The sequence below is a fragment of the uncultured Alsobacter sp. genome, assembly GCF_945952055.1.
In the GTDB taxonomy this organism is placed as follows: Bacteria; Pseudomonadota; Alphaproteobacteria; order Rhizobiales; family Beijerinckiaceae; genus Alsobacter.
Map to the genome: position 1 here is coordinate 49,449 of NZ_CAMFHB010000017.1, position 13,053 is coordinate 62,501.

A 13,053-nucleotide genomic window follows, 5' to 3' on the forward strand; every position below is an offset into this window, starting at 1 on the left:
GGGCCCGAGCAGGCGGGCGCTGCAAGCTTTAGGATCTATCCGGTCCGGGCTTTCTCATGCCACGATCGGAAAAACAGGGTCCCCTGCCAAAGGCGGGGACGGGACAGGGAGGAGGTCGACAATGAACAGACTCGCAATCGCCATCGCTGCCGCAGTGTGCTTCTCGTGCGTCGCTGAAACCCGCGCCCAGGCCCCCGACTTCCAGACGGTCCTCAACGCCGCGAAGCGCGAGGGGACCCTGGTGGTGCGTATCACCAATCCGAGCTTGCCGCAGACGCACAAGGCTCTCGAAGAGGCGTTCAACAAGCGCTTCGGGCTTACCGCGAAACTGGAATGGACACCGCAGGGCGCGCCGCAGACGAACACCCGGGTGATTGCCGAAGCCGGGAGCGGACGCGGTTCGGTCGACATCGTCGGGCTCGGGAGTGCCGAGGACGTGGAGGCGCTTCGCAGCCGCGGCCTCGTGAAGACCTATCCTTGGGTCGAGGTCTTCGGGAAGGAGCTTCCGGGGCTGGATGCGGCCGTTAACGGCGTGATGCCGGACCTGCGGGGGACCTCGTTCGACCTCCTCGACGCCGTCTACGGCGTGGGCTGGAACAGCACCATGCTGAAGGACGAGGAGGTGCCGCGAAAAACGACGGATCTGCTCGATCCCAAGTGGAAGGGCAAGCTGTCGCTCAATGCGTTCTTCCTCAATCCTCTCCCCACGGTCGCCTATGTGATCGGCCAGCCGGCGCTCATGGACTATGCGCGCAAGCTCATGGAAAACCGGCCGATCATGCAGAAGGGCAGCCCTGTCGTGATGCAGGCGCTGTCGGTCGGACAGGCCCCGCTCGGCATCATCACCTACCATGGCGCGCAACGTGCGCTGCAGCAGGGCCAGCCGGTGAAGTTCCGCCTCTTCGACGACTACGTCATGGTCTACGAGGGGCTGGTCTACATCCCCGAGAATGCCCCGAACCCCAATCTCGCCCGGCTCTTCCTCGCGTGGCTGGCCACCGAGGGAACGAGCGTGGCGGCGCAGTTCGAGGCGATGCCGCGGCTCAGCGACAAGGGATCGGACGTGGCGCGCGTGGTCCAGCAGGCCCTGGACAAGGGCGCCAAACTTGCGGCCCCGCCTTCGCTCGCCGAAGTGGCCGCCCAGGCCAAGCTGCGCGAGGACCTGACGAAGCTGATCACCAGTACCGGCAATTGAGCCGTCGCCACGCGTCATGCTCTCGATCAAGTCGCTGACGAAACGGTTTCCTCCGCGCGACGGAGAGGCGCAGGTCGTCGCCATCGACGGGATCGACCTGGACATCCGGCAGGGCGAACTCTTCGCCCTGCTCGGGCCCAGCGGCTGCGGGAAGACGACGATGCTGCAAAGCATCGCCGGGCTGGAGAGCCCCGACGCGGGGACGATCGCCATTGGCGGTCGCGTGGTGGTCGACGTCGCCGCGCGGCGCTTCATCCCCGCCAACGAGCGCGGGCTCGGCATGGTGTTCCAGTCCTATGCCGTCTGGCCGCACATGACGGTCTACGAGAACGTCGCCTTTCCCCTGCGGCACGGGAACCGGCGGGTTCCGGACGACAAGATCCGCGCCGCCGTGATGGGGGCACTCCAGCGCGTGCGGCTCGAGCCACTGGCCGAGCGGCCCGCTCCGTTCCTGAGCGGAGGGCAACAGCAGCGTGTGGCCCTGGCGAGAGCCATCGTGCACGAGCCTCGCCTGCTCCTGCTCGACGAACCCCTGAGCAACCTCGACGCGCGCCTGCGCGACGAGATGCGCACGGAACTGCGCCAACTCGTGAAGGACCTCGGCATCACCACCGTGTTCGTGACGCACGATCAGGTCGAGGCCATGGGCATGGCCGATCGCGTCGCGCTCCTGAACGGGGGGCGTGTCGCGCAGATCGGCGCGCCGCAGGATCTCTACTTCCGGCCCGCATCGGCGTTCGTCGCCAATTTCGTGGGCCAGGCGAACGTCCTGCCGGGTCGCGTCGTCGAGCGACGCGCGTACGCCGGCGGGGTCAGCGTCCTCTTTGAAACGGCCATGGGCGTCTTCGAGAGTACGCTGGAGTGTTCGCTCCGTGTCGGGGAGGCCGGAGCCTGTGTCATTCGGCCCGGTGCGGTGGTCGTCGCGCCAGAAAGCCGGCCCGGCATGACAGTCTGCACGGGGACCTTGCATCGTCCGGTGTTCCTCGGCGACAGGATCGAGGCCGATTTCCGCTCGGGCGAGGGGCTGCTCAGGGTGTCGCTGAACGCCTATGACGCGGTCGACCCATCCGCTCCGGTCACGATCGGCGTGCCGGCCGAGCGTTGCGTCATCGTTGCCGGGACGTCGTAGCGTGGCCAGCGTTCCGTCTTCGCTTTCCAACTCGCTCGGATTCTCGCGCACTACGGTCTGGCTCGTCGTCGCCGTCGTGGCCGTGCTCGTCTGCGGGCCGCTGGTGGTCCTGGCGGTGTCGGCCCTGACACCGGCTGGCCTGCTCCCGTTCGAGGCACGGGGGCTCACGCTGGACAACTTGGTGGGCGTCGTCGCCAATCCCGATCTCGGGCGGCTGCTCGCAAACACCGCCCTCTACGCAGCCGGCAGCATGGCGCTCGGCACGACGATGGCCTTGGTCCTGGCCTGGCTCACGGAGCGCACCGACATGCCGGGTGCGGTCGTGGTCCGGACCGTCTTCTTCGCGTGGATGGCCGTGCCGCCGGCCGTGCTGGGCTTCGGCTGGATCCTCCTGATCAATCCGGGCAACGGCGTGCTCAACGTGTGGTCGCGAGCGCTGCTCGGCGCGGAGCCCTTCACCATCTACTCGATGTGGGCGCTGATCGTGACGACCAGCTTCAGCGTCACGCCCACGGCCTATGTCATGATTGCCGGACTTTTCCGAAACATGGATCCGCAGCTGGAGGACGCCGGGCTCATCCATGGCGCCAGGAGCCGCACCGTGGCGCGGGTCATCACGCTGCCCCTCCTGGCGCCCGGCCTGCTCTCCGTCGGCATCTACATGCTCATCGCCGTGGTCCAGGCCTTCGAGCTCCCGCTCATCGTCGGACTGACGGCCCGGATCCCGGTGCTCAGCACCCGCATCTTCCTCCTGTCCTCTCCGGATGCGGGCGTTCCGAACTACGGGCTCGCGGCCTCCTTCGGCCTCGTCCTGCTGGTGCTCGCGGCCGTGTTGATGTGGGGGTACTTCCGCATCGTCGGAGCGGGCGAGAAATACAGGGTCGTCGGGGCCAGGGGCTTCAGGGCCCGCCGAATCTGGCTTGGTCGCTGGCGCGTTCCGGCGGGGCTCGGCGCGGGGTGCCTTCTCGTGGTCATGGCCATGCCGGTGCTCATCCTGGTCTGGACCAGCTTCCTGCCGTTCTACCAGACCCCGGGGCCGCAGGCGCTCGCGCAGCTCACCCTCGCCAATTACCGGGAACTGCTGACCTCGGAGGCCGTCCGGCGGGCCGCGCTCAACACGGGGCTGCTGGTCCTGTCCAGCAGCACGCTCGTGGTCCTGCTGGCGGGCCTGGTGGCCTGGATCTCTGTGCGCGGACGCGGGCCGCTGGCGCGGGCGGCCGACGTCCTGTCCTTCGCGCCGGCCGCCATCCCGCCCGTCGTGATGGCTGTGGCGATCCTGCTTCTCTACCTGCGGACGCCGCTCTACGGCACCATGGCGGTGCTCGTGATCGGGCACGTCACGATCTACCTGGCCTTCGGCACACGTTCGCTGTCGGGCGCGCTGGTCCAGCTGAATCGCGACCTGACCGACGCCGCCCTGGTGTGCGGCGCCAACGGCCCGACGATGCTGCGCCGGATCGTGGTGCCCTTGCTGCGCCCGCAGCTCGTGAACGCATGGCTCTGGGTGCTGGCCCACAGCGCCCGCGACCTCACCATTCCCATCATGCTGATGACGGCCAACACCATGGTCGTTTCGTCGGTGCTGTGGACGATGTGGGACATCCCGAACCTGCCCGGTGCGGCGGCCCTCGCCACGCTGCTGGTCGTGGTGCTGGTCGTCGTCGTCGTGCCGGTCCAGCTGGTCCTCTCGAGGAGGTCGGCTTCGGCGCCGTGACGCCGCTCGATGTCTCAGGGTGGCGCGTCGGCGAAGTCGGACCGGGCGAGCGCCACGAACCGGTGTAGCGAGGGCAGGGCAGACTGCCTCATCCAGGCCAGGTCGAGGCCGAGTGTCACCGTCAGCCCCTCCACGGGCCGCAGCACCACGTCGTCGGCGGCCAAAAGTGCCGAGGACGCATTGACGAAGCCCACGCCCATGCCGACGGCGATGAAGCTCAGCTGCATGAGGTCGTTGCTGGCCTCCTGGACGATCTTCGGCACGAGACCGAAGGTCCGGCACTGCGCCAGGAGCCGGGTCTGCGGGAGCCAGTAGGCGGTCATCGACACCGAGACGAACGGTTCGTCCACCAGTTCGCCGATAGGCACCGTGGGACGTGCCGCGAGGCGATGGCCGATCGGCAGGGCCAGCCAGAAAGGATCGTTCTCGATGCAGACGTGGTCGAGCCCGGCATGTTCGGGTCGCTCGATCATGAAGCCCGCGTCGATCTTGCCGCCCTGCAGGGCTGTCACCTGCTCCTGCGAGACCATGGAGACGATGTCCAGCTGGATGCCTGGATTGGCGTGCGTGAACGCTTTCAGGCAGCGGGCCACGCGCCTGTTGCGGGCCGCGATGTCGTTCATGCCGAGGGCGAGGCGTCCGATTTCGCCGGCCGCCGCGCGGCGTGCACGGGTCCCGGCGCGGTCCAGGACCTCCAGCCCCCGGCGCGCCTCGACGGCGAAGACCTGTCCGGCCGGCGTCATCCTGACGCCGTTGGGAAGCCGGTCCAGGAGGACCGTGCCCAGGCGGTCCTCGAGTTCCTTGACATGGCGGGAAAGAGCGGACTGGGCGATGTTCAGCGCGGCTGCGGCGCGTCGGAAGCTTTCCTGCTCGGCCACTTCCAGAAAATAGCGAAGCTGGTGGAACTCGCTCATGCCGGCCTATCTCGATTCGAGATCACCTCTTCTCAACTCGGTATTGGCAATCGCGGATGAGGGCAAGCAAAGTCCGACGAAAGCGGGGAGGAACGACGTGCTGACATCTCTTGGACAGGTCACCCAGTCCGCGTTCATGACCCGCGATATCCGGGGGACGATCGCCCATTTCGTGTCGAACCTCGGCATCGGGCCCTGGTACATGATCGAGGGTGGGCGCTTCAGCGAATGCCGCTACCGCGGAATCCCGTGCCAGCCGGTCCTGACGACGGCGTTCGCCTGCGCCCGTGGCCTCGAATTCGAGCTCATGCAGCTCGACAACGACGAGCCCAGCATGTGGCGTGACGCGCTCGCGCGGCCGTTCATCCGCGAGGCTTTCCACCACTGGTGCCTGTGGCCCGACGACTATGACGCGACGCTCGCGGATGCGCTGGGCCGCGGCTATCGCGTGTACCAGGACGGCGCCACGACGCGCGGCCGCTTCGTCTATCTCGAGAACCCGGCCTCGCCGGACGACATCCTTGAAATCACGGAACGGACCCCGCCTCGGCGCGCCTTCCAGGACCTCGTGGCGGAAGCCGGGCGGACCTGGAGGGGTGACGATCCCATCCGCACGAACTGGTCCTGACCAACCCTTTCGGAGGTACGCATCATGCAGCCAATGGTGCTTAGCGCTCTCGACATGTCCTGTGTCGGTTTCCTGGCCCAGGGGGTCTGGACACATCCGGCCGACCGATCGACCCGGATGAACACGCTGGACTACTGGCTCGACTACGCCCGCCTGCTCGAGCGCGGCATGTTCGACATGCTGTTCATCGCCGACACGATCGGGACCTACGACGTCTACGGCGGCTCGATCGACGCGGCCGTCCGCGGTGGCGTCCAGCTTCCGATGAACGATCCGTCGGTCGTCGTATCGGGCATGGCTGCCGTGACGAAGAACCTGGGGTTCGGCATCACCGGCAACGTGATCTACGAGCCGCCGTATCTCTTTGCCCGGCGCATGTCGACGCTCGACCACCTGACCGGCGGCCGCGTCGGCTGGAATATCGTCACGGGGATCCTGGCCAGTGGAGCCAAGGTGATGGGACGCGACAAGATCGTCGCCCATGACGAACGCTACGATGTTGCCGATGAGTATCTGGAGCTGATGTACAAGCTCTGGGAGGGATGCTGGGACGACGACGCGGTCCGCTTCGATCGCGAGAAGCACCTGTTTGCCGACCCCCGTGGCGTGCATCCGGTCCACCACGACGGACGCTACTTCAAGATGGAGGGCGTCCATCCCTGCCTGCCATCGCCGCAGCGCACGCCGTTCCTGTTCCAGGCCGGGGCCTCCGGGCGCGGCAAGGCCTTCGCGGCCACCCACGCGGAATGTGTGTTCGTGAACGGGGTGTCGAAGGAGTCCGTGGCCGCCAACGTCGCGGACATCCGCCGGCTCGCTGCCGCGCAGGGGCGCAATCCCGCCGACGTTCTCGTGCTTGCCGGCGCGACAATTATCGTCGGCCGCACCGATGCAGAGGCGCGCGAGAAGGCCGACGCGTATCGGCGCTGCGCCGACCCCGAAGCCGTGCTGGCCCATGCGGCGGGTGGCCTGGGGGTCGATCTGTCGCGCTACCCGCTGGACGAGCCTCTGACGTATCAGGAGACGGACGCCAACCGCACCTCGATGGAGATGTTCACCCGCAACGCGAAGCGGACCTACACGCCGCGGCAGATCGCCGAGGAAATGGCGCTCTCGGCGCGCAATCTGCTGATCGTGGGCAGCGTCGAGCACGTCGTCGGCGAACTCGCGGACTGGATGGCGAAGACCGGGGTCAACGGGTTCAACGTAGCCCGGCTGATCATGCCGGAGACGTTGCAGGACTTCGTGGAACTCGCCGTGCCCGCCTTGCAGGAGCGCGGTCTTCTGAAGCGCGAGTACCGGTCCGGAACCCTGCGCGAGAAGATCTTCGGCGCTGGCCCTCGCCTGAGGTCACCGCACCCGGCGGCCATGGCCCGAACCTCAACGTGACCGAGGAGATCGAATGTCCAGCATGTCCCCCGAATCCATCCTCATGCCGGCCGAGTGTCGGTCGGCCCTCGCACCCCCGCATCAGGTCAAGCACGCGTTCTCCCGCATTCCGGCAGGGGTTGCCATCGTGGCCACGATGGACGCGGACGGCGTGCCGCAGGGGCTCACGGCAAGCACGGTGACGCCACTCTCGCTCGAACCGCCGATGCTGCTCGTCTGCATGAACCGCTCGGTTCACTGCCTTCCGGCTTTTTCTCAAGCGCGGCGGTTCGCGGTCAGCATGCTGCGGCCCGAGCATCGGGACCTCGCATCTCGCTTCGCCAAGCACGCCACCGACAAGTTCGACGGCGTGTCGTGGTCCCGAGGAGCGCTGGGCCAGCCGGTTATCGACGGCGCCCTCGCGACGTTCGAGTGCGAACGGGACGAGATGCTGCCCGGTGGAGACCACATCATCCTCACCGGCCTGATCCAGCGAGCACACGCCGGCGAAGAGGGGATGGCGATGGTCTACCTGGCGCGTCGGTTTCACGGGCTCGCGGTGGGTGGGGCCGACTGAGGTCCGCTGCCCGCTTTGCCGCTCATGACATCAGCGGCCAGCCACGCCAAGGCCATCACCGGGCCGTTCGTGTTGCTCGAGATGGGCGACGGCATGACGGAGGCGTCGACGACTCTGAGGTTGTCCACGCTCCGGACGCGAAGGGTGCCATCGACGACGGCGAGCGGGTCATTGCCCATGCGGCAGGTCCCCACCGCATGGAGCCCCGATACGAACCGCCCGCGAAAAGCGTCGAGGAGTTCGGCGTCGCCGTCGACCGAGCGCCCGGGCCACAACTCCGTTTCGAGGAGCGCGGCCAGGGCCGGCTGGTCGACGAAGCGCCGCATCGCGCGCATCATGGCGACTGCCGTCCCGCGATCGGACTCGGTCGCCAGCCAGTTGGGGGTGATCACCGGTGGGACCTCGACATCCGGACTGCGGATGCCGACCCGCCCCCGGCTTTCGGGGCGCAGCATGTAGCCGATCATGGTCAGGCCGGGCTCGCGCTCCATCCGCAGCCGGCCGGGCAGCAGCCCGCGCGCGAAGGTGTAGGGCGAGAGCGACAGCTGGAGATCGGGGTAGGGCACCTCCGGACGGGACCGGACGAAGGCCCCCATTTCCGAGGCGCCGTAGCTCAGTACACCGGTGCCTGCGATCGCGTAGCGCAGGATCTCGCGGGCGAGGCCAAGGCCCCTCAGCCGCGCGTTGTGACCGGCCATCGCGCGCAGCCGGTAAGGCAGCGCGATCACGAGGTGCTCGGCCAGGTTGGCGCCGACGCCGGGCAGGTCGTGCGCTGGCGTGACGCCTGCCGCCTTCAGGTCATCGGCCTTGCCGATGCCCGACACCTGCAAGAGCTGCGGCGACTGGATCGCTCCGCAGGACAACACGACCGTCCCGGCGTGGAGGTCGACGGTGTGACTGCCTTGGCGAAAGCGAATGCCCGCCGCCCTGCCACCCTCTAGGAGGACTCTTTCTGCCCGAGCCCCGGTGACGATCCGGAGGTTCGGCCTATGCCTGACGGGATCGATGAAGGCCCGGCCCGCGCTGGACCGGCGCCCCTTCGGACCGACGGAGTGGGCGTAGTGCCCGACGGCCTCTTCCCGGGCTCCGTCGATGACGTTGCGCACCGGAAGGCCCAGCGAGCGCCCTGCGGCGAGGACGGCCGACCCGAGCGGCTCCTCCAGCGATCGCACCCCCGTGCCGAGCAAGGGCCGCCGGCCCGGCGCCATCCCGCCGTCGATCGCCTCGAAGGCGCCCTCGAAAGCCGACCAGTCCCAGCCTTCGGTGCCGAAGGCGCGCCACCCATCGTAGTCCTGCGGCGCACCCCGGCAGTAGATCGAGCCGTTGATCGCGCTCGACCCGCCGAGCCCCCTGCCGCGGGCCCAGGTCTCAGGCACCGGGCGACCATGTTCCGACGTGACGGGAAATGACCAGGCCCGCTCGCGATGCCCGGTGAGCATCACCCATCCGCGCGGCATGTCCGACAGGGGATGGTGCCACCCCGGGCCGGCCTCGAGGAGAACGACGCGCGTCTGTGGATCCTGGCTGAGCCGGTTGGCCAGGACGCAGCCGGCGCTCCCCGCGCCGACGATGACGTAGTCCGGATCAGGAGAGGCCATGGCCCGTCACGCCGTCCGCGCCTCAGACATGATAGCCGCCGTCGACGTTGATGACCTGGCCGCTCACGAACCGGCCGCGCCGGGAGGCGAGGTAGGTGACGGCCTCCGCCACGTCGATCGCCTCGCCCCAGCGCCGCAGGGGCACGTTGGCGGCGGCAGCGTCGATGTATTTCTGATCGATGTAGCCTTGCTTCATGAGTTCGGGGTGGGAGCCCGCGTCGATGATGCCGAGGGCGACGCCGTTGGCGCGAACGCCGAAGCGGCCCTCCTCCTTTGCGATCGCCGTCATGATCGCGTTCACGCCGGCCTTCGGCACCACGGAGAGTCCGTCCGCGGAAGCATATCGGAACTGGGCAGAACTCTGGATCGCGACGATCGAGCCTTGAGACTTGCGCAGGTGGGGTAGCCCGAAGTGGACCGCGTTGTAGAAGCCGAACGTGTCCTGGAGCAGGTGGTCGCGCATCTGCTGCGGCGGCACCCTGCTCAGATGGATCAAGGGAACGAGCGGGCCGGCCGCATAGACCAGCGTGTGCAAGCCGCCACTTTCGGCGACGACCTCTGCGACGAGGGCCTCCGCAGCGGTCGGATCCTGGAGATCGACCTGATGGATCCACGCCTGGCGCCCCTCTGATGCCACCAGTGCGGCTGTCCGATCGGCCTTGCCGCGGTTCCGGTTGTAGGTCAGCGCGACATCGCATCCGTCCCGCGCCAGGACGCGCGCGATCTCGGAGCCGACGCCACCGCTTCCGCCGATCACCAGGGCACATCCGTCCGTCGGGTAGAGGGGGGGCTTGTCGGTCATGGTGTCCTCAAAGCTTCATGGCGCGGGTGGCGCAGGCCCAGCCCATTTCCGCGACGGGCCTCGCGAGTGCACCGGCCTCCCGGGCGTGGGGGTTGCTGGCAGTCCCTTCGACGACACGCTTCATGATGCCCTGGCGGATCGCGGCTACCCTGAACAGGCAGAAGGCGAGATAGGCCTGCCAGTCCCGGTCGCTGAGGTCGTCCTGATTGGTCGCCCGCAGGTACGTGTCCCGGTAGGCACTCGCGTCGGGGATCCCTATCTCCGGGAGATCGAGACCCTGGAGGCCGCGGAACGGACTCTGCGGGAAAGTCCAGGACAGCATGTGATAGGCGAAGTCGGCCAAGGGATCGCCGATGGTCGAGAGTTCCCAGTCCACGACGGCCACCACCTGCGGCTCAATCGGGTGGACGATCATGTTGTCGAGGCGGTAGTCGCCATGGATCAGGGCGGATCGGCGCTGGGCCGGGATGTTGGCCGGGAGCCAGGCGATCAGGTCGTCCATTGCCGCGATGCGCTCGGTTTCCGACGCCCGGTACTGCGTCGTCCACCGCTTCACCTGGCGGGCGACGTAGTCCGTCGGGCGGCCGAAATCGGAGAGGCCAAGCGCCCCAAAGTCCAGGCCATGCAGGCGGGCGATCACACGGTTGAGTTCGCCGTAGATCGCTCTGCGGGTCTCCTGTGACACGTCCGGCAGCCAGGGTTCCCAGAACGACCTGCCCGGGACGTAATCCATCACGTAGAACATCGTCCCCACGATCGACTCGTCCTCGCACAGCAGCCTCGGTCTGGCGACCGGCACGCCCGAATCCCACAAGGCCGAGATGACCCGGAACTCGCGATCGACCGCGTGGGCGGAGGGCAGCAGCTTTCCGTCCGGCTTCTTGCGCAGCACGAGCCGGCGCCTCCCGTCGATGGACAGGACCATCGTGGGGTTGGACTGTCCGCCGCGGAAGCGTTCGATCGTCAGGACGCCACCGCAATCCGGCAACCGCCCCACGAGGTATGCTTGAAGCCTGCCGGGATCGACTGTGCTTCCTGCCGGCAGCGGTTCCGTTCCGACGAACCGCGACGCGTCCATCGCCTAGCCCGCCGTCTTGTACTTGGCGAGTTCCAGGCGGCCGATCTGGTTGCGGTGCACCTCGTCGGGGCCGTCCGCGAGCCGGATCTTGCGGGCGTGGGCATAGTAGTTGGCGAGCAGGAAGTCCTGCGACACGCCGGCGCCACCATGGGCCTGGATCGCCCAGTCGATGACGCGGCAAGCCATGTTTGGCGCTGCGACCTTGATCATGGCGATCTCGGCACGGGCCTTCTTGTTGCCGACCGTGTCCATCATGTGCGCGGCCTTGAGCGTCAGCAGGCGGGCCTGGTCGATGAGAATGCGCGACTCGGCGATCCGCTCCAGCGTCACCGTCTGCTCGGCGATGGGCTTCCCGAACGCGACGCGGCTCTGCACCCTGCGGCACATCATCTCAAGGCAGCGCTCGGCCAGCCCGATCATGCGCATGCAGTGGTGGATGCGGCCGGGCCCGAGCCGTCCCTGGGCGATCTCGAACCCGCGTCCCTCCCCCAGCAGGATGTTGGTCACCGGCACGCGGACATTGTCGAAGATGATCTCCATGTGCCCGTGCGGCGCGTCGTCGTAGCCGAACACGGTCAGGTGCCGCACGACCTCGATGCCCGGTGTCTTCAGGGGCACGAGGATCATCGACTGCTGCAGGTGCTTGGCGGCTGTGGGATCCGTCTTGCCCATGAATATCAGGAGTTCGCACTGCGGGTCGCCGACGCCCGAGATCCACCACTTGCGCCCGTTGATGACGTAGTCGTCGCCATCGCGCACGATCGAGCTCTGGATGTTGGTCGCGTCGCTGGAGGCCACGTCCGGCTCGGTCATCGCGAAGGCCGAGCGGATCTTGCCGTCGAGCATGGGCGGCAGCCACCGTGCCTTCTGCTCGGGGGTCCCGTAGCGCTCGATCGTCTCGATGTTGCCCGTGTCCGGGGCTGCGCAGTTGAAGATCTGCGGGGAGAAGTGAACCCTCCCCATCACCTCGCACAGTGGCGCGTACTCGACGTTCGTGAGCCCGGCGCCATGGTCGGACTCGGGAAGGAACAGGTTCCACAGGCCCTGTGCCCGCGCCTTTTCCTTGAGCGCCTCGACGACGGGCGGATTGGTCCACCGTTCCCTGCGCACATGCTCGTAATAGGCCTTCTCGATCGGATAGACGTGCTCATCCATGAAGGCCTGCAGTCGAACGAGCAGGTCCTTCGTCTTGGCGCTGTAGTCGAAATCCACGGGATCCCCCTTTGCTGTCGGGCCAGCGGCCCCGGCGTCAGGCCGCCCGCACGCCGGGTGGGTTGCCCTTCAGCACCGTGGCCCGGACATTGTGGGGATCCAGGTTCCGGATGACCGCAAGCTGCTCCTCGGCCGGTGCAGCCGTTTCCCTGAGGCCGGGTGCCTGCAGCAGCGGGAATCCCGTGGCGTCCTGGACCTGGGCGAAGGTCACACCCGGGTGGAGGGAGAGCACCTGCGCGGCATGCCCCGGACCGTTGAAGTCGAACACGCACAGATCCGTGACGACGAGGCCCAGCTTGACGTAGTCCGCCGGGGCGCCGGCCGGCCACGACGACGGCTTCAGGCCCGCGCTCGCGACGACGTCGACTTCCCCCTCGACGAAGGACCTCTTGCTGTGGTTCGGGAGGAAGAACGAGTTCTTGTGGGAGACGCTGTTGCCGGGAAAGCCCCGGACGCCCAGCATCTGCACCTTCGGCTTCCTGAAGTCCGGGCCCAGCGCCGAAATGTTGCCCTGGCCATAGCGATCGACCTGGACGGGGGTCACCATGGCGTGGCGCCGCCCGGACCAGACGCTGTCGAACACGCGGCTGTAGGGCATCCAGCCGGAGTAACGCGGCTGGTAGCTGCCCCTCGCCCCGAGAGGAACGGGCTCCTCGACGAGGAAAGCCTCGCCGTCCGTCATCTGGAGGCCCGGCGCAAAGGTCAGCTTGGCGAGGCTCGCGGCCAGCCGTGGCAGTGGCCCGATCCCGGTGGCGAGGAGTTCTCCGTCGCCCCGCCAGGTCTCTGCGGCTGCGGCGATGATGAGCTCGGCGAGGGTGAAGTCTGTCGCGGTTGTCATGGC

12 protein-coding genes are annotated in these 13,053 nt (G+C 67.7%); 6 read left to right on the forward strand and 6 right to left on the reverse strand.

The genetic code is table 11. The annotated features are described in order from the left end of the window. Positions 1-121: 121 nt before the first annotated feature. From Q0Q47_RS14425 to Q0Q47_RS14435, 3 genes are read left to right on the forward strand one after another with little or no spacing between them, the layout of a single operon-like run. On the forward strand, positions 122-1,195 hold the full coding sequence (locus tag Q0Q47_RS14425) for an ABC transporter substrate-binding protein (protein WP_293860945.1): 1,074 nt from the start codon (positions 122-124) through the stop codon (positions 1,193-1,195). 16 nt (positions 1,196-1,211) lie between these two features. After that, positions 1,212-2,324 carry an ABC transporter ATP-binding protein gene (locus Q0Q47_RS14430; RefSeq protein WP_293860948.1) on the forward strand — a complete coding sequence of 371 codons (1,113 nt, stop codon included), beginning with the start codon at positions 1,212-1,214 and terminating at the stop codon, positions 2,322-2,324. A gap of 1 nt (position 2,325) precedes the next feature. Continuing rightward, positions 2,326-4,038: an iron ABC transporter permease gene (locus tag Q0Q47_RS14435; protein WP_293860951.1), complete on the forward strand. Its 1,713-nt coding sequence runs from the start codon at positions 2,326-2,328 to the stop codon at positions 4,036-4,038. A 14-nt stretch (positions 4,039-4,052) separates the two neighbouring features. Here Q0Q47_RS14435 and Q0Q47_RS14440 read toward each other — a convergent pair whose 3' ends face one another. Beyond that, positions 4,053-4,952 carry a LysR family transcriptional regulator gene (locus Q0Q47_RS14440; protein ID WP_293860954.1) on the reverse strand — a complete coding sequence of 300 codons (900 nt, stop codon included), beginning with the start codon at positions 4,950-4,952 and terminating at the stop codon, positions 4,053-4,055. Between the two features lie 97 nt (positions 4,953-5,049). Here Q0Q47_RS14440 and Q0Q47_RS14445 point away from each other — a divergent pair, with 97 nt between their 5' ends. From Q0Q47_RS14445 to Q0Q47_RS14455, 3 genes are read left to right on the forward strand one after another with little or no spacing between them, the layout of a single operon-like run. Next, positions 5,050-5,580: a VOC family protein gene (locus Q0Q47_RS14445; RefSeq protein ID WP_293860957.1), complete on the forward strand. Its 531-nt coding sequence runs from the start codon at positions 5,050-5,052 to the stop codon at positions 5,578-5,580. A 54-nt stretch (positions 5,581-5,634) separates the two neighbouring features. Beyond that, on the forward strand, positions 5,635-6,966 hold the full coding sequence (locus Q0Q47_RS14450; protein ID WP_367278254.1) for an LLM class flavin-dependent oxidoreductase: 1,332 nt from the start codon (positions 5,635-5,637) through the stop codon (positions 6,964-6,966). Positions 6,967-6,979: 13 nt separating this feature from the next. Then, entirely contained in the window at positions 6,980-7,522 is a 543-nt protein-coding gene (locus tag Q0Q47_RS14455; protein ID WP_293860963.1) for a flavin reductase family protein, read from the forward strand. Here the strand turns inward: Q0Q47_RS14455 and Q0Q47_RS14460 are convergent. From Q0Q47_RS14460 to Q0Q47_RS14480, 5 genes are all read right to left on the reverse strand, one after another. Continuing rightward, a complete protein-coding gene (locus tag Q0Q47_RS14460) occupies positions 7,492-9,120 on the reverse strand; it encodes a GMC family oxidoreductase (protein ID WP_293860966.1) in 1,629 nt (542 codons plus the stop codon). The two genes, Q0Q47_RS14455 and Q0Q47_RS14460, sit on opposite strands and share 31 nt — an antisense overlap. Before the next feature lie 22 nt (positions 9,121-9,142). Further along, on the reverse strand, positions 9,143-9,922 hold the full coding sequence (locus tag Q0Q47_RS14465) for an SDR family oxidoreductase (RefSeq protein ID WP_293860969.1): 780 nt from the start codon (positions 9,920-9,922) through the stop codon (positions 9,143-9,145). A 7-nt stretch (positions 9,923-9,929) separates the two neighbouring features. Beyond that, complete coding sequence (locus Q0Q47_RS14470; RefSeq protein WP_293860972.1) at positions 9,930-10,919, reverse strand: phosphotransferase family protein; 990 nt, start codon at positions 10,917-10,919, stop codon at positions 9,930-9,932. Between the two features lie 84 nt (positions 10,920-11,003). Next, the gene (locus Q0Q47_RS14475; protein ID WP_293860975.1) at positions 11,004-12,212 is read right to left on the reverse strand and encodes an acyl-CoA dehydrogenase family protein; all 1,209 of its coding nucleotides are present in this window, start codon (positions 12,210-12,212) and stop codon (positions 11,004-11,006) included. A 37-nt stretch (positions 12,213-12,249) separates the two neighbouring features. Continuing rightward, a complete protein-coding gene (locus Q0Q47_RS14480) occupies positions 12,250-13,050 on the reverse strand; it encodes a ketoacid CoA transferase (protein ID WP_293860978.1) in 801 nt (266 codons plus the stop codon). Positions 13,051-13,053 lie beyond the last annotated feature (3 nt).

Excerpts from the sequence above, each read along its gene's own strand:
- Q0Q47_RS14430 (WP_293860948.1), top strand. The coding sequence starts at position 1,212 with ATGCTCTCGATCAAGTCGCTGACGAAACGGTTTCCTCCGCGCGACGGA.
- Q0Q47_RS14460 (WP_293860966.1), bottom strand. The coding sequence starts at position 9,120 with ATGGCCTCTCCTGATCCGGACTACGTCATCGTCGGCGCGGGGAGCGCC.
- Q0Q47_RS14450 (WP_367278254.1), top strand. The coding sequence starts at position 5,635 with ATGTCCTGTGTCGGTTTCCTGGCCCAGGGGGTCTGGACACATCCGGCC.
- Q0Q47_RS14465 (WP_293860969.1), bottom strand. The coding sequence starts at position 9,922 with ATGACCGACAAGCCCCCCCTCTACCCGACGGACGGATGTGCCCTGGTG.
- Q0Q47_RS14425 (WP_293860945.1), top strand. The coding sequence starts at position 122 with ATGAACAGACTCGCAATCGCCATCGCTGCCGCAGTGTGCTTCTCGTGC.
- Q0Q47_RS14440 (WP_293860954.1), bottom strand. The coding sequence starts at position 4,952 with ATGAGCGAGTTCCACCAGCTTCGCTATTTTCTGGAAGTGGCCGAGCAG.
- Q0Q47_RS14455 (WP_293860963.1), top strand. The coding sequence starts at position 6,980 with ATGTCCAGCATGTCCCCCGAATCCATCCTCATGCCGGCCGAGTGTCGG.
- Q0Q47_RS14480 (WP_293860978.1), bottom strand. The coding sequence starts at position 13,050 with ATGACAACCGCGACAGACTTCACCCTCGCCGAGCTCATCATCGCCGCA.